Consider the following 13,515-nt stretch of genomic DNA (forward strand, 5'->3'; position numbering starts at 1 on the left):
AACTACACCCTGCGCAGACAAGAGGAATCAGGGGTACGACATGTCAGATTTGGACAAAAAACGCGCGCAAATGGCAACCGGAGCAGGCTTTATCGCGGCTTTGGATCAAAGCGGCGGGTCTACTCCGAAGGCGTTGGGATTGTATGGCGTGGACGCGAGCGTCTTCGATACAGAAGATGAAATGTTTGCCGAAATCCAGAAAATGCGCGAGCGCATTATTCTGGCACCAGATTTTGACCAATCCAAAGTCATCGGCGCCATTTTGTTTGAACGGACACTCGCCGAGCAGATCAAAGGCAAGGCCGTTGCTGACTACCTGTGGGACGATTGCGGTGTTGTGCCATTTTTGAAAATCGACAAAGGCTTGGAAGACATCGTTGACGACTGTCAGGTGATGAAACCGATGCCGGGCCTAGAGGACGTTTTGGCCTCTGCCGCGCAAGGTGGGGTGTTTGGCACCAAAGAACGGTCCGTGATTCATGCCGCAAACGCCGCTGGCATCGAGGCTGTAGTGGCCCAACAATTCGATGTGGCCCGTGTGGTCATCGCTGCTGGTCTGGTGCCGATTGTGGAGCCAGAAGTGAACATCAACTCTGACAGTAAAGCGGAAGCTGAAGTGATACTGAAAGAGGCGCTGATGGCGCATGTTGGACGTTTGAACGCAGACCAGAACGTCATGCTTAAATTGACCATTCCGGAAATGCCCGGCCTATACGACGAACTTGCGGATCATCCCCGTGTGATGCGTGTCGTGGCGCTGTCGGGGGGGTACTCCACAGATGAAGCGTGTGCGCGGTTGTCCGAAAACTCAAAAATGATCGCAAGCTTTAGCCGTGCTTTAACCGAAGGGTTGCAGCGGGATATGGCAGATGCAGACTTTGACGCCGCGCTGGGACAAAACATCGGGAAAATTTATCAAGCATCAGTGGCTTGATCGAAACGTGGGCCGGACACTTTGAAAGTGTCCGGATCGTTTTCTTTTAAAGAAAACGGGGCGTTCAGCCGATGCACAGGCGATTGGTTGCAGATGATGATGATTTGGTCTTCGTTTGCTATCACTTGGAACCCACGCCGCGCACATTCGCCTAGAAACCTGTTCATTCCTGCATAGCGTTCGATATCGCGGGCCTTGCGGCGGATAACAGCGCCCGATCTGGCCGCTTTGGAGCTGAACATGTCCAGCATCCAACGTTCCGGGCTAAGAGGGGACGGGGGTCGTATCATTCTTTGATCAAAGCAATTCTAGGTTAAGACTTGCTTACCTCAGCCAGAACAAAGACCCGGATTGAAGATGCCAGCCCCACCTTGGGGTCCCGCGCGGCATCTATTTCAGCAGCCAAAGCGTTGATCGGTACACCTTTTGTAGCTGCGATTTCACGAAAGGCCGTCCAGAAGGCGTCTTCTAGCGACACTGATGTTCGGTGCCCTTTCAACGTGAGCGAATGTTTGATGGGGCGTCCGCTCATGTGTCGCGCTTGTGATTGTCCAAGTGGCGTACGGCCTTTTGATCCGCGGCAATTTGGGCCGCTTTTTCAGCCTTGGTGCGCCCGTGCAGGGCCGCGTTTTCATCCGCGCGGACAGATTTGGCCGCCCGCGCCTTTTGCTTTCGCACCCGATTTAAATTGACGGGCGCACTCATTTACTTAGGCCCAACCATGTTTTCCGGGCGCACCACGCGCTCAAATGTTTCGGCGTCGACAAAGCCAAGTGCGATGGCTTCTTCTTTCAATGTGGTGCCGTTTTTATGGGCGGTTTTGGCAACTTTCGTGGCGTTGTCATAGCCGATTTCAGGGGCCAAAGCCGTCACAAGCATCAAGGATTCGCGCATCAATCTTTCGATGCGGTCCGCGTCGGCTTCCAAACCGTCTACCAGATTGTCTGTAAATGCGGACGCAGCGTCCCCCAAAAGTTGCATAGATTGCAATACGTTGTAGGACATCATGGGCTTGTAGACGTTCAACTCAAAATGCCCTTGCGATCCGGCAAAGCCCACTGCGGCATCGTTGCCCATAACGTGGATGCACACCTGCGTCAGTGCCTCGCATTGCGTGGGGTTCACCTTGCCAGGCATGATGGACGATCCTGGCTCATTCTCGGGCAAGATCAATTCACCCAGGCCGCAACGGGGGCCAGACCCCAACAAACGGATGTCGTTTGCGATTTTGAACAGGGATGCGGCCACTGTTTTCAATGCACCCGAGATTTCGACCATGGCATCATGGGCGGCCAAAGCTTCAAACTTGTTGGGGGCGGTCACAAAGGGCAGGCCGGTGATTTCGGCCATGTTTGCGGCGACCATTTCGCCCCAGCCTTCTTTTGTGTTCAGACCCGTGCCCACGGCGGTGCCGCCCTGTGCCAGTTCATAAATGCGGCCCAATGCGTCTTTGACCCGCTGGATGCCCATCGCAACCTGATGGGTGTAGCCTGAAAACTCCTGACTAAGTGTCAAAGGCGTGGCGTCTTGGGTATGTGTGCGCCCGATTTTGATGATGCCATCAAACGCCTCGACCTTGGCTTGCAATGCCGCATGCAGTTTTTCCAGACCGGGCAACAGAACGTCACGCGCGGTCATAGCGGCCGAAATATGCATGGCTGTGGGGAAAGTATCGTTGGAAGACTGCCCCATGTTGCAGTGGTCGTTTGGGTGCACAGGGTCTTTCGATCCGATCACGCCACCCAGAATTTCAATGGCGCGGTTTGCGATGACCTCGTTGGAGTTCATGTTGGATTGTGTGCCAGACCCCGTCTGCCAGACCACCAACGGAAAGTTGTCGTCGAATTTACCCTCGACCACTTCGCCCGCCGCTTGCACAATGGCGTCGCCCAGTTTCGCATCCAAAGACCCTTGTGCCATGTTCGCTTGCGCACAGGCTTTCTTGATCACACCCAAGGCGCGCACGATGGCGATGGGTTGTTTTTCCCAGCCGATGGGGAAGTTGATAATAGAGCGTTGGGTCTGAGCACCCCAGTATTTGTCCGCAGGGACCTCTAGAGGGCCAAAGCTGTCGGTTTCTGTGCGGGTTTGGGACATGGGTGTGCTCCTGAATGCTGGTTTAGGCGCGGTTTACCGCCCCCACGCCTTCAAAGCAATTGTACTATTTGCGGAAGCTGTCCAAAGACACGACTTCGGCTTCTTTTACGTCTTCGCTTGCCGCGGGTGCGGGGGCAGGTGTTGCCGGTGCGGTGGGCAGAATGTCTGGCAAGCTGTTTTCTGTGGGCGTGTCGGACCCGTCTTCATCGTCTTCGTCCTGCGTCTCGAAGCGCAGGCCAAATTCAACGGACGGATCGACAAAGGTTTTGATGGCGTCATAGGGCACATAAAGAGGTTCAGGCGCATCCCCGAAGTTCAGTGTCACCCCGAACCCGTCGTCGCCCACTTCCAACTTGTCATACCAATGCTGCATCACAACCGTCATTTCACCGGGATACCGGTCCGAAAGCCAATCGGCCAATTCCGCATCAGGGTGGTGGGTATCGAAGGTTATGAAAAAATGGTGAGCGCCCGGCAAGCCGTTTGCGGCCACATCCGTCAGCACTTTTTTAATCAGCCCGCGCATGGCAGAGTGCATCAGATTGCCGTAGTCGATCGTGCCGGTCATCTTTGATCCCCTTAAGTCGTGTGTTTACCATACCCCATTTCACGGGCGTGAAAAGGGGGCATGTGGATTAGAACAAGGACAGGCCAATCGCAGCCGCAGCGCTGATGCCAAGCACTGTCAAAAGGCCAATTTTCAAACGCAACAAAAGGTAGCCCGCGATCAGCGTCAAAGTAAGGGCGCTATAGCTGATCGTGTCCAGTCGGGGCAGGGGGAGGGCGCCCCAGCGATGGATGTCAGCGAACACAACATGCAAGGCAAACCACAGCGAAAGGTTCAGGATCACCCCGACCACTGCGGCCGTTATGGATGAGAGCGCCGCGGCCAGTTTGGGTTTGGCGCCAAGCTGGTCTATGAAAGGTCCCGCCAGAAAGATCCAAAGAAAACAGGGAATGAATGTCACCCAAAGTGCAAGGCCTGCTGCCGCCAGTGCCTGACCCAATCCCCCTTGGGCGTATCCCGCCAAAAAGGCCACAAATTCGGTCACAAGGATCAAAGGCCCCGGCGTGGTTTCAGCCAACCCCAAAGCATCAATCATTTCGCGCGTGCTGATCCATCCGAAATCCTGCACCACCGATTGGGTCATATAAGCCAAAACGGCGTAGGCCCCGCCAAAGGTGACAACGGCTAACTTTGAGAAAAACAAGGCAATCTCGGTCAGAAACGCCTGATCTGTTAGCCAAAGTGCCAGTATGGGGGCAAGCCACAGACCTCCCCATACCAAAAGACTGCGCAGCGGACGGCCGCGTGCCGGGCCTGTCGCTGGGGGGTGGGGGGCTGTGGCGTTGGCAGTCAGATACCCCCAAAGCCCTGCGATCGCGATTAACATTGGAAACGGAAGCCCAAATGCAAACAACGCCACAAAGGCCAATGCCGCCAAGGCCCAATCGGCACGGGTATTCAGCGCCTTGCGGCTCATCCGAAGCAAAGCTTGCAAAACCACGCAGATGACCGCTGCTTTGACCCCCAGAAAGGCGGCTTGCACCAGTGGAACTTGTCCAAAGGTCACGTATCCCCAAGCCAGACCCGCAACGATTAACGCACCCGGCACAACAAACAGCAGACCTGCTATCAACCCACCTAAAGTGCCCCGCAACCGCCACCCCGCATAGGTTGCCAGTTGCATGGCTTCGGGGCCGGGAAGCAACATGCACAGTGACAAAGCACGCAGAAAGTCCTGTTCGGACATCCAGGCGCGCCGCTCGACCAATTCGTCGTGCATCAGCGAAATTTGTGCCGCAGGCCCGCCAAATGACAGCAGCCCGATGCGCCCGAAAGCGCGTAAAAATGTGGAAAGAGCAACCGAATGTGTCATGTGCGATCCCCGGGCCAGTCGTGGCTTTCGTTCTGTCCGTCCCGCGCCCAGCGGTAAAGCGCATCATATAGTGCCAGGCCAGCTTCCATTTGGGCATTGTCGTCACGGTACAGCCGTGACAACCCGACAGACAGGGCTAGAAGACCTGCGGCTTGGGGGCTTTGATCCAGTTTATTGGTGTCGGCGGCGCGCACGACGGTTGCGATACGGTCCAACGCGTCGGTGCGCAAGTTGAAGGTATCAAGCATTTTGTCGAAAGTGCATTTTGGGCCTTCATGGGTCCAATAGACGCCTTCGACATCAAATGGCGTGGCCTCAAAACGCTGTGCGACACCCGCGACTTCTGCTGGGGACACAAACAAAAAACGGGCTTTCGGATCGACGAAGCGTCGGATCAGCCACGGGCAAGCGATGCGGTCGATTTTTGGGCGGTGCCGCGTGACCCAAATGGTGTTTGAGCCCGAGGTGACGGGCAATGCTGCAAAGGGCACACGGGGGGCGCCTGCATGGGCACGCCAGCCGTAGTTTCCGCCTTGCAGGTATTCGGAAGACAGGCCTTCGCTGCGCAACCACGCACTGACGCCTTGGCTTAGTTTAATACCCTTTTGGCATACGATGATGCTGTGACGGCCATTCAGTTTTGCCATCAACCCTGCCATATCGGTGTGAGAATGCCGTATCGCACCAGGGATCAGCTTTGGGTCGTCTTCAAAGTCCTCCGGGATTGAAATGTCGACGATTACAGGGACATCGGGGGTGCCGATTTTGCGTAGCAATTGGGCCGGTGTAATTTCATTTGGGGCAGCCATAAGCATGCATCCTTTAAACAAGGGAAACATGCGACACTTGGGCTGACGCCTCACGGGGTGTTCGCAATTGACCCCATGCGTCATTGGTACCTGTTGGCTGGTCAAAAGGTCAATCTATGGCGTGCAAAAAGTCGGGATTTTCCAAAGCGGACAGGTTGGAAAGGGCGGGTTTTAGTTCATGGACCGGAAGGTTCGAGGTCGCGTTGGTTTTCGGCGTCAAAAGCTATGCAAAATGTCTGTTGTCAATTCAGGCGGGTCCCGCCCATCAAAAGCTCAAGAGAGTTTTCCGGCAGAAGCCCGATCTGTTCAAAAAATTGCAGAAAGTCGAATTGCGGATAGCTTTCGACCTTTTTGTCTTTTGTGAACCGCAGCATGATGTGTTGATGGGCCTTCACGGGTTGCCCCGTATCCAAGCGGCGGCATTCAATCACCATAAACGCGCTGATCCAATCGCCTTCTTCGATCGATTTTATGATTTTGACGTCGATGTCCGTCACATAGCTGCGTATGATCCCAACCCATTCACGAATTTCGCCGGGTTCAATCCGTCGGTCCGGCAAAAGTCTGTCTGCATCACTTGTTAAATCGAAATATGCGTCAATCGCGTCAAGGTTGCCGCGTTCCCAAACGTCTTTGTAATAGCGCTTTAGAATGTCGTGTTTGTTTTCCAAAGGCTTGCCATTTGTTTGCTGCTGTTAGGACCAGAGATAAACTCAAGCTGTTAAGATTGTTTAAACAACCTATCGGAGAGCAATGGGCGGCAGAAACCGCCTTGGTAAACCTGAGGGGAAGAAAGGAAAGTGCAGGTTTCTGTTGCCAGGTACCTGCGAACCCCGCCTTAGATCGCTAAACCCAAGGAGTTAAGTTTCAGAAGCTGAAACCGCTTACGCGGCCATCGCTACTGGAGCACGATTGTCATTTGCAATTGTACAGTTTTCGCCGATAACGGTGGCAGACAGCCGAGACAAAGCTAACCCCTTTAGACGTTCGTCGATCCTGTTTCGACCCCATGATCCCCAAATGAAGGATGTTTGGTGGAGTCGCCGGGTACCGCCCCCGGGTCCGATCCGCTTATGACGAGCGCGTTTATGTCCATAGTCCCGAAGGACAGTTTCTATATAGGAAAGGTTTGTCCGGGTTGCAAATGCCGGAAGCCTCCGGCGGAGGTTTATTTTGCAAGATGAAGATGGATCACAGGTTTGCGCCTATCATCCACGCGGCCAACGCCGCTTCTATCCCGCCGAAAACAAATACTTTTTTGACCGGTGGCTTGTCCAGAAAAAGCGATACCACGCGACCAGTTGCGGCCCCTGCGAACGCGAAGCCGATCATTGCATAGGCTATTGGTGCACCGATTGATAAGGCGGCGATGCCTGCTGCAACAAAAAGCCCACCCACAGAGGCGCGCATTTCGCTCAGCCCCATTGTGGAATGGGTTGGTTCCAAATCGAGTGCGCTGGCGGTGTAGCGCGGTGCGAGAAACCCAAAAAGCCCAAAGGCAATTGTGAGCAGGGCTGCGATAATGTTTATGGTGTCTATCATGCTGCAGTACCTAGCAGCGTCACGCAAAGAGGCAAGCTATGACCAACCGCAAGTTAACATCCGTTTTTGAGATTACGGGGTCGGTTTCGGCGATGATCTATGCTTTGTTGATTGCGTCTAACACAGGCAACGAGGTGCTGGGGTTCGCGTTGTTGTTTGTTTCGGCGTCATTGTTTGCCGCATGGGCCGTGATTGACCGGCGCTGGACGTTTCTGCTGTTGCAGGGGTTTTATATGGCCTCGGCGGTGATCGGGTTGGTGCGGTGGGGCGAGTGGTGAGCAGTACGATCAATGATCAACAAAATCTTCAATTGTTAACTTACGAGCGACCTGACCGTTCTCAAGATAACCGTAAAGTCGCAAAGCAGGTCCGACGAATTTCCCTACAAACTGAATATTAACGATGCCGGCAATCATTTGTGGGTCGTTAAGCACATCGCCTTTAAGCTCAAACCACTCAAGATCTTTGAAGCCACCGTCGGAAAAGTGATACGTCCATTCACCATCCCAATTCGATACATATCCATTCAAAATACACCGTGAACGAAATCGGGGTTTGTCACCTTTTACGTTTATCATGTACTCGCGGAGACTGCGCCAGCGGGAATGATTTGCGACGGAAAAATGTGTAGTTTCAAGCTCGCTCCAAAGTTTGTCAGGCTTTGGAGGATAGCATTGTGTATCGTCCATTATTTGATTTGCCGCGCAGCAAACACACTTTGCGCCAAGGCCTGCGTTTCCACCTCAAGCGCTTTCAACGCGTCAAACGTAGCATCCGCGTCCTGTTTTTCCAAAGCATCCGCAATGTCCGTGTGCAGCGCCACGATGCGGGCGCGGTCGCGGGCTGTGAACGTGATCATGTTCATCAAGGGCTGCATGGCCTCAACTGCGCCCGCCAACTGGTAGCTGAGCACCGGATTGCCCGCGCCATCGACCAAAGCGCGGTGGAACGACACGTCTGAGGCGCAAAAGGCTTCGTCCGTTAGGCCCGGTTGTCCTTGGCGGTGGATTTCGGCGCGCATGGTCGCGAGGTGGTCGGGGCTGCGGCGTTTGGCAGACAGCGGCGCACAGGAGCGTTCCAATGCATAGCGGGCTTCGCAGGCGGTCTCGAAACTGACAGCGTTCATGGACAGCAGCAACGTTGAGGTGGTGATTTGCTGGGGGTAGGCTTCTTCAAAGCTAAGTTTGTTGACAAAAGCACCGCCCGTGGCCCCGCGTTGCGTGCGGATCAGGGATTGGGCGGCGAGACGTTTCAGGGCCTCGCGCACGGTGGGGCGAGAGACGTCGAACTGGTCAGCAAGCTCTGCCTCGGATGGTAGGCGCTGGTCCACAATCAAAGCGCCCGACACGATACTATCGCGTATGGCTGAGGCGATCTGTGCCGAAAGATCAGCGGCGGAATTTGGGTCTATTTTCATTTGTCTTACATTTAATGTTTGACGCAGACTTTAATTGTCTGGCATTTGATTGGCAACCGTATCTGAGTCGCTTACCGGGGAGGGTCCGCGATGTCTCATGTTGTCCGCTCTGGCCTTTGGTTGGCGTTTTTTGCCGCGATCCTGCTGTCGTGGTGGATGATGTACGCGATGAGCGTCAACATGGACCTCGATTGGATCGGACGACCCGGCGAGATGGGTGCGCGCATGGCCGCGATGGATCCACGCATGCCGATGTATATGCCAATGGCCAACTTTGGACCGCTGTTTGCGATGTGGGCCATTATGATGGCGGCGATGATGTTTCCGACGATGGTACCGACGCTGCGGTCTTATGAAGACCTCATGGCCTCTGCAGATGGCACACGGGCAGGGTGGCTTGGTGTTTTGGTGGGTTATTTCGTGGTCTGGGTGGCTTTTGCGGCGCTGATCACAGGCGTTCAATTGGCGCTGTTGTTTGGCGGTGTCGTGGATATGCTGGGAATTGCGAAATCGCCATGGTTCACCGCCGCTTTGCTTTTGGTCGTGGGCGGTTTTCAATTCACACGCGCCAAGGAAATTTGCCACGGCGTGTGCCATTCCCCGATGATGTATTTTCTGGGCCACTGGAAAACCGGATTTGCAGGCGGCATGCGTATGGGCTTGGGCCTTGGTGTGTTCTGTGTTGGCTGTTGCTGGGGCTTTATGGCGCTTGGATTTGTTGGTGGCGTGATGAGCCTGCTTTGGATGGGCGCTGCGACGTTTTTTATGGTACTCGAAAAAATGCCCCAGATCGGGCATAAAGTGACAAAACCTATGGGTGTGGCCTTGGTTGTGGCTGGTTTGGCTGTGGCTGGCAACGCTTTGATTTCAGGAGGATAAGATGGCTGTAAACAGAAAACCCGAGGCGGATCGGTTGCCGATTTCGCAACGTATCGACAGCCGGATGCCAAATCCGGGACGCCGCGGCATGACGCCGACAGACTGGGCCATCAAAGGTGAATTGTTTCTAAACTGCTCATGCACAGTGTTTTGCCCCTGCGTTGTGAGCCTTGGTGCGCACCCGCCCACAGAAGGGCATTGTCATGCGTGGATGGCGATTGCCATTGATGAAGGGCACTATGAGGGCGAAGACCTGTCAGGTCTGAACGTGGGTCTTCTGGTCGATATTCCGGGTCGTATGGGCGAAGGCAACTGGAAGGTTGCAGCCTATGTAGATGAACGGGCAAGCGGCAAAGCCTACAACGGTATTTTGCAAATCTTTTCTGGTGCCGCGGGCGGCACTACGGGTCTGTTTACGATGCTGGTGTCCGAGATCATCGGGGCCGAACGTGCGCCGGTTGAGATTGTGCGCGATGGCAATAAACGCTCCATCATGATTGGGCGCAAAATTCAGGGCGAGATTGAAATGCTTGCCGGCAAGGACAAAGCCCATCCGGTGATGGTATCCAATTCCAAATACTGGATGGGGCCGGATATTATTGCGGCCAAAGGTCTGAAATCGAAGGTCCGTGACTACGGTCGTGTTTGGGATTTTGACGGTATGTCGGCAGAGATTTGCCCGATTGACTGGAAAGGCCCCAAGCCGTGATTGATCCGGCCTATGTTCAACTGATGTCACGCTATAATGCGTGGCAAAACAGCCAGTTATCATCGACACTTAATGCGATGACTGCAGATGAATTGATGTTGGATCGTGGCGCATTCTTCGGATCAATCCTTGGTACGTTAAACCATCTTATGTGGGGCGACATGCTGTGGATGAACCGCTTCGATCCGGCGTTGCCAGCGCCTGTCGGCGGTTTGGACGATAGCAAGACCCTGCATCCTACGTTGGCCGCATGGAGCGCTGAGCGGTTTCGTATGGACGGGCGTTTGACCCTATGGGCTTCCAAATTGAAATCTATGGATCTTCACGGTGATCTGACCATGTTCAGCCGTGTCTTGGGTCAAGAGGTTTCCAAACCGATGGGGGAATGTGTGGTGCATTTCTTCAATCACCAGACCCATCATCGGGGTCAGGTTCACGCAATGCTGACTGCCGCCGGATATGCCGCGCCAGTCAGCGATCTTTTCTTTTTACCAAAGGACTAAAAGTATGGCCATCATTTCGCCATCGCGTCGGCTGCGCCGGACGCCCTTTTCTGACGGGGTAGAGGCTGCGGGCGTCAAGGCTTACACCGTTTACAATCGTATGTTGCTGCCAACGGTTTTTGAAAGCGTTGAAGCCGACTATCGCCACCTTAAGGACCATGTTCAGATTTGGGACGTGGCGGTTGAGCGTCAGGTCGAGTTGCGCGGCCCGGATGCAGGGCGCTTGATGCAAATGCTGACCCCGCGGGATTTGCGCCGTATGCTGCCCGGGCAGTGCTACTATGTGCCGATTGTTGATGAAACGGGCGGCATGTTGAACGATCCGGTGGCGGTGAAATTGTCTGAGGACCGTTGGTGGATTTCGATCGCGGACAGTGATCTTTTGCTTTGGGTCAAAGGCATTGCCAATGGCTATCGCCTGGATGTTCTTGTCGATGAGCCGGATGTCAGCCCGCTGGCGATCCAAGGCCCGAAGTCGGATGACCTTTTGGCCCGTGTCTTTGGCGACCGCGTTCGTGACATACGCTTTTTCAAGTTCGATATGTTCGAATTTGAAGGGCAGGATTTGGCCATCGCGCGGTCGGGGTACTCCAAGCAGGGCGGGTTCGAGATCTACGTCGAGAATTCAGAGATCGGGATGCCGCTGTGGAACGCGCTATTTGCAGCGGGTGAGGATTTGAACGTGCGTGCCGGCTGCCCCAACGGGATTGAGCGTATTGAGGGCGGGCTGCTGTCTTATGGCAACGATATGACCGACGACAACACGCCACATGAATGTGGTTTGGGCCGCTTCTGCGATACTCAAACGGCGATTGGGTGTATTGGCCGGGATGCGCTGTTGCGCGTGGCGAAAGAAGGTCCCGTACAGCAGGTGCGCGCCATTTCCATTGGCGGTGACCCTGTGCCGGGCTGTGATCGACCTTGGCCGCTTTACGCCGGTGGCAAGAAGCGCGGGCAGGTCACGTCTGCGGCCTGGTCCCCTGACTTCAAGACCAATGTGTCTATTGGTATGGTGCGAATGACCCATTGGGACGAAGGCACCGAGCTGGAAGTGGAAACGCCGGAGGGGATGCGCCCAGCTGTGGTGCATGAAACCTTCTGGATTTGAATTTTACCTCTGCCGGACCCTCCGGGGGAGGTTTATTTTGCGAGATGAAGCAAGGGGTTGGTCCCCGGAACGGAGAAAATGATGTTTGATGCACTGGTTTTGAAACAAGACGAGGACGGTAAGGCAACCGCAGCTGTTCAACAACTGTCTGTAGATGATTTGCCAAGCGGTGACGTGGTTGTTGCGGTCGAATATACGACTATAAACTACAAAGACGGTCTGTGCTTGTCCCCCAAAGGCGGTGGTTTGGTGCGCCAGTATCCGCATGTGGGTGGTATCGACTTTGCAGGCACTGTCGAAAGCTCTGACGATGACCGCTACAAGCCCGGCGATAAGGTTGTTCTGACCGGCTGGCGTGTTGGCGAAGTCCATTGGGGCGGGTATGCCCAAAAGGCCCGCGTGAAAGCAGATTGGCTTGTGCCGCTGCCGGACGGTTTGGACACGCGTCAGGCGATGGCTGTGGGCACGGCAGGCTTTACGTCGATGCTGTCTGTGATGGCTTTGGAAGACCATAGCATCAAAGACGGTCCTGTTCTGGTCACAGGCGCTGCAGGTGGCGTGGGATCGGTTGCTGTCGCTATTCTGGCGGCATTGGGTCACGATGTTGCTGGTGTCACCGGGCGTCCAGAGACTGGCGATTACCTGAAATCTTTAGGGGCGACCCAGATCGTGCCGCGTGAAGATCTGAACGAAACCGTCAAGCGTCCGCTTGAGGGCGAGACCTGGGGTGGTTGCATCGACGCCGTGGGCGGCGAAATGCTGGCGCGCGTGCTGGGACAAATGCAATACGGCGCGTCGGTGGCGTCTGTTGGTCTTGCTGGCGGCGCAGGTCTGCCTGCGACGGTCATTCCGTTCTTGTTGCGCGGCGTGAACTTGCTGGGCATCGACAGTGTCATGCAGCCATACGAAAACCGTTTGCGGGCCTGGAAACGCATCGCAGCTGATCTGCCCATGGATAAGCTGGAAGCGATGGTGCAACCTGCGACCCTTTCGGATTTGCCAAAACTGGCCGCAGACATCCTACAAGGCCAAGTCAAAGGCCGCGTTGTCGTAGACGTCAACGCCTGATCACACTAAGAGGGGCTTCGACACCAGATTGGAGCCCCTCATGACCACCTACGACGACCAGAATATCTTTGCCAAGATCCTCCGTGGTGAAATCCCGAATTTCACGGTCTACGAGGATGATGACACACTGTGTTTCATGGACATTATGCCCCGCACAAAAGGGCACTGTCTGGTGATCCCGAAAACCCCATGTGTGAACTTGCTCGATGCAAGTCCGGCGCAATTGGCCGCTTGTATGAAAACCGCAAATCTGGTCGCCAATGCTGCCAAAACAGCGTTTGCAGCGGATGGCGTTACGCTGTGGCAATTCTCTGAGGCCGCAGGCGGGCAGGAAGTGTTCCACCTTCATTTCCACATCCATCCGCGACATGCTGGTGTGCCGATCACCGGACCGGGGGTGATGGGTGATATGGATGAAATCAAAGCAAATGCCGAGAAAATCAAGGCAGTGCTCGACCGTTAGTGATTCTATCGAAGCATGTCGTTTTTGGTGCTTTGCACCCATATAATGCACCGGTTCTTATGACGCGAAAAACGACCGTTCTGACGGTTATGGACTTTCAGAGTTA

Annotated in this window: 19 protein-coding genes and 1 other RNA gene; 8 read left to right on the forward strand and 12 right to left on the reverse strand. The window is 54.8% G+C overall.

Annotated features, from left to right (window positions below; all coding sequences use genetic code 11):
* Positions 1–40 precede the first annotated feature (40 nt).
* Positions 41–934 carry a fructose bisphosphate aldolase gene (locus ASD8599_RS09135; protein WP_108828242.1) on the forward strand — a complete coding sequence of 298 codons (894 nt, stop codon included), beginning with the start codon at positions 41–43 and terminating at the stop codon, positions 932–934.
* Here ASD8599_RS09135 and ASD8599_RS09140 read toward each other — a convergent pair.
* The 10 genes from ASD8599_RS09140 to ASD8599_RS09185 all read right to left on the reverse strand — a co-directional run bounded on the left by ASD8599_RS09140 (position 916) and on the right by ASD8599_RS09185 (position 7,262).
* Entirely contained in the window at positions 916–1,224 is a 309-nt protein-coding gene (locus tag ASD8599_RS09140) for an aspartate aminotransferase (protein ID WP_245925984.1), read from the reverse strand. The two genes, ASD8599_RS09135 and ASD8599_RS09140, sit on opposite strands and share 19 nt — an antisense overlap.
* 23 nt (positions 1,225–1,247) lie before the next feature.
* On the reverse strand, positions 1,248–1,466 hold the full coding sequence (locus ASD8599_RS09145; protein WP_108828243.1) for a ribbon-helix-helix domain-containing protein: 219 nt from the start codon (positions 1,464–1,466) through the stop codon (positions 1,248–1,250).
* Positions 1,463–1,639: a DUF4169 family protein gene (locus ASD8599_RS09150; RefSeq protein WP_108828244.1), complete on the reverse strand. Its 177-nt coding sequence runs from the start codon at positions 1,637–1,639 to the stop codon at positions 1,463–1,465. The genes ASD8599_RS09145 and ASD8599_RS09150 overlap by 4 nt, the downstream gene beginning before the upstream one ends.
* Positions 1,640–3,031 (reverse strand): class II fumarate hydratase, encoded by a 1,392-nt coding sequence (fumC, locus tag ASD8599_RS09155; RefSeq protein WP_108828245.1) that lies wholly within the window; start codon positions 3,029–3,031, stop codon positions 1,640–1,642. It abuts the gene before it with no gap.
* A 64-nt stretch (positions 3,032–3,095) separates the two neighbouring features.
* Positions 3,096–3,599, reverse strand: a complete 504-nt coding sequence (locus tag ASD8599_RS09160) for an SspB family protein (RefSeq protein WP_108828246.1) — start codon at positions 3,597–3,599, stop codon at positions 3,096–3,098.
* A 67-nt stretch (positions 3,600–3,666) separates the two neighbouring features.
* On the reverse strand, positions 3,667–4,911 hold the full coding sequence (gene chrA, locus ASD8599_RS09165; protein ID WP_108828247.1) for a chromate efflux transporter: 1,245 nt from the start codon (positions 4,909–4,911) through the stop codon (positions 3,667–3,669).
* Positions 4,908–5,720, reverse strand: coding sequence for a chromate resistance protein ChrB domain-containing protein (locus tag ASD8599_RS09170; protein ID WP_108828248.1), 813 nt, complete (start codon positions 5,718–5,720; stop codon positions 4,908–4,910). Before ASD8599_RS09170 ends, chrA begins: the two co-directional genes overlap by 4 nt.
* Before the next feature lie 242 nt (positions 5,721–5,962).
* Positions 5,963–6,391, reverse strand: a complete 429-nt coding sequence (locus ASD8599_RS09175; protein WP_108828249.1) for an ester cyclase — start codon at positions 6,389–6,391, stop codon at positions 5,963–5,965.
* 128 nt (positions 6,392–6,519) lie between these two features.
* Positions 6,520–6,868: a transfer-messenger RNA gene (ssrA, locus tag ASD8599_RS09180) on the reverse strand.
* A gap of 43 nt (positions 6,869–6,911) precedes the next feature.
* On the reverse strand, positions 6,912–7,262 hold the full coding sequence (locus tag ASD8599_RS09185) for a DUF4345 family protein (protein WP_108828250.1): 351 nt from the start codon (positions 7,260–7,262) through the stop codon (positions 6,912–6,914).
* Positions 7,263–7,300: 38 nt separating this feature from the next.
* Between ASD8599_RS09185 and ASD8599_RS09190 the strand changes: the two genes are divergently transcribed.
* The gene (locus tag ASD8599_RS09190; RefSeq protein WP_108828251.1) at positions 7,301–7,540 is read left to right on the forward strand and encodes a hypothetical protein; all 240 of its coding nucleotides are present in this window, start codon (positions 7,301–7,303) and stop codon (positions 7,538–7,540) included.
* A 9-nt stretch (positions 7,541–7,549) separates the two neighbouring features.
* Here ASD8599_RS09190 and ASD8599_RS20145 read toward each other — a convergent pair whose 3' ends face one another.
* Both ASD8599_RS20145 and ASD8599_RS09200 read right to left on the reverse strand, forming a co-directional pair.
* On the reverse strand, positions 7,550–7,951 hold the full coding sequence (locus ASD8599_RS20145) for a DUF6678 family protein (protein WP_146188207.1): 402 nt from the start codon (positions 7,949–7,951) through the stop codon (positions 7,550–7,552).
* Complete coding sequence (locus ASD8599_RS09200) at positions 7,951–8,679, reverse strand: FadR/GntR family transcriptional regulator (RefSeq protein ID WP_108828253.1); 729 nt, start codon at positions 8,677–8,679, stop codon at positions 7,951–7,953. Before ASD8599_RS09200 ends, ASD8599_RS20145 begins: the two co-directional genes overlap by 1 nt.
* A 90-nt stretch (positions 8,680–8,769) precedes the next feature.
* Here ASD8599_RS09200 and ASD8599_RS09205 point away from each other — a divergent pair, with 90 nt between their 5' ends.
* The 6 genes from ASD8599_RS09205 (at position 8,770) to ASD8599_RS09230 (ending at position 13,409) form a co-directional block, all read left to right on the forward strand.
* On the forward strand, positions 8,770–9,558 hold the full coding sequence (locus tag ASD8599_RS09205) for a DUF2182 domain-containing protein (RefSeq protein ID WP_108828254.1): 789 nt from the start codon (positions 8,770–8,772) through the stop codon (positions 9,556–9,558).
* 1 nt (position 9,559) lies between these two features.
* Positions 9,560–10,267: a DUF1326 domain-containing protein gene (locus ASD8599_RS09210; RefSeq protein WP_108828255.1), complete on the forward strand. Its 708-nt coding sequence runs from the start codon at positions 9,560–9,562 to the stop codon at positions 10,265–10,267.
* Positions 10,264–10,770: a DinB family protein gene (locus tag ASD8599_RS09215; RefSeq protein ID WP_245925986.1), complete on the forward strand. Its 507-nt coding sequence runs from the start codon at positions 10,264–10,266 to the stop codon at positions 10,768–10,770. The genes ASD8599_RS09210 and ASD8599_RS09215 overlap by 4 nt, the downstream gene beginning before the upstream one ends.
* Positions 10,771–10,774: 4 nt before the next feature.
* Complete coding sequence (locus tag ASD8599_RS09220; RefSeq protein WP_108828256.1) at positions 10,775–11,878, forward strand: dimethylsulfoniopropionate demethylase; 1,104 nt, start codon at positions 10,775–10,777, stop codon at positions 11,876–11,878.
* An 81-nt stretch (positions 11,879–11,959) separates the two neighbouring features.
* Positions 11,960–12,946: an acryloyl-CoA reductase gene (gene acuI / locus ASD8599_RS09225; protein ID WP_108828257.1), complete on the forward strand. Its 987-nt coding sequence runs from the start codon at positions 11,960–11,962 to the stop codon at positions 12,944–12,946.
* A 40-nt stretch (positions 12,947–12,986) separates the two neighbouring features.
* Positions 12,987–13,409, forward strand: a complete 423-nt coding sequence (locus ASD8599_RS09230) for an HIT family protein (RefSeq protein ID WP_108828258.1) — start codon at positions 12,987–12,989, stop codon at positions 13,407–13,409.
* Positions 13,410–13,515 lie beyond the last annotated feature (106 nt).

This window comes from Ascidiaceihabitans donghaensis, assembly GCF_900302465.1.
Lineage (GTDB): Bacteria > Pseudomonadota > Alphaproteobacteria > Rhodobacterales > Rhodobacteraceae > Ascidiaceihabitans > Ascidiaceihabitans donghaensis.

What these genes read in the sequence shown, in the direction of transcription:
- ASD8599_RS09220 (WP_108828256.1), top strand. Translation starts at nt 10,775, where the DNA reads ATGGCCATCATTTCGCCATCGCGTCGGCTGCGCCGGACGCCCTTTTCT.
- ASD8599_RS09200 (WP_108828253.1), bottom strand. Translation starts at nt 8,679, where the DNA reads ATGAAAATAGACCCAAATTCCGCCGCTGATCTTTCGGCACAGATCGCC.
- ASD8599_RS09135 (WP_108828242.1), top strand. Translation starts at nt 41, where the DNA reads ATGTCAGATTTGGACAAAAAACGCGCGCAAATGGCAACCGGAGCAGGC.
- ASD8599_RS09205 (WP_108828254.1), top strand. Translation starts at nt 8,770, where the DNA reads ATGTCTCATGTTGTCCGCTCTGGCCTTTGGTTGGCGTTTTTTGCCGCG.
- fumC (WP_108828245.1), bottom strand. Translation starts at nt 3,031, where the DNA reads ATGTCCCAAACCCGCACAGAAACCGACAGCTTTGGCCCTCTAGAGGTC.
- ASD8599_RS09190 (WP_108828251.1), top strand. Translation starts at nt 7,301, where the DNA reads ATGACCAACCGCAAGTTAACATCCGTTTTTGAGATTACGGGGTCGGTT.
- ASD8599_RS09160 (WP_108828246.1), bottom strand. Translation starts at nt 3,599, where the DNA reads ATGACCGGCACGATCGACTACGGCAATCTGATGCACTCTGCCATGCGC.
- ASD8599_RS09210 (WP_108828255.1), top strand. Translation starts at nt 9,560, where the DNA reads ATGGCTGTAAACAGAAAACCCGAGGCGGATCGGTTGCCGATTTCGCAA.
- ASD8599_RS09185 (WP_108828250.1), bottom strand. Translation starts at nt 7,262, where the DNA reads ATGATAGACACCATAAACATTATCGCAGCCCTGCTCACAATTGCCTTT.
- ASD8599_RS09140 (WP_245925984.1), bottom strand. Translation starts at nt 1,224, where the DNA reads ATGATACGACCCCCGTCCCCTCTTAGCCCGGAACGTTGGATGCTGGAC.
- ASD8599_RS09150 (WP_108828244.1), bottom strand. Translation starts at nt 1,639, where the DNA reads ATGAGTGCGCCCGTCAATTTAAATCGGGTGCGAAAGCAAAAGGCGCGG.
- ASD8599_RS20145 (WP_146188207.1), bottom strand. Translation starts at nt 7,951, where the DNA reads ATGGACGATACACAATGCTATCCTCCAAAGCCTGACAAACTTTGGAGC.
- ASD8599_RS09230 (WP_108828258.1), top strand. Translation starts at nt 12,987, where the DNA reads ATGACCACCTACGACGACCAGAATATCTTTGCCAAGATCCTCCGTGGT.
- chrA (WP_108828247.1), bottom strand. Translation starts at nt 4,911, where the DNA reads ATGACACATTCGGTTGCTCTTTCCACATTTTTACGCGCTTTCGGGCGC.
- ASD8599_RS09145 (WP_108828243.1), bottom strand. Translation starts at nt 1,466, where the DNA reads ATGAGCGGACGCCCCATCAAACATTCGCTCACGTTGAAAGGGCACCGA.
- acuI (WP_108828257.1), top strand. Translation starts at nt 11,960, where the DNA reads ATGTTTGATGCACTGGTTTTGAAACAAGACGAGGACGGTAAGGCAACC.
- ASD8599_RS09170 (WP_108828248.1), bottom strand. Translation starts at nt 5,720, where the DNA reads ATGGCTGCCCCAAATGAAATTACACCGGCCCAATTGCTACGCAAAATC.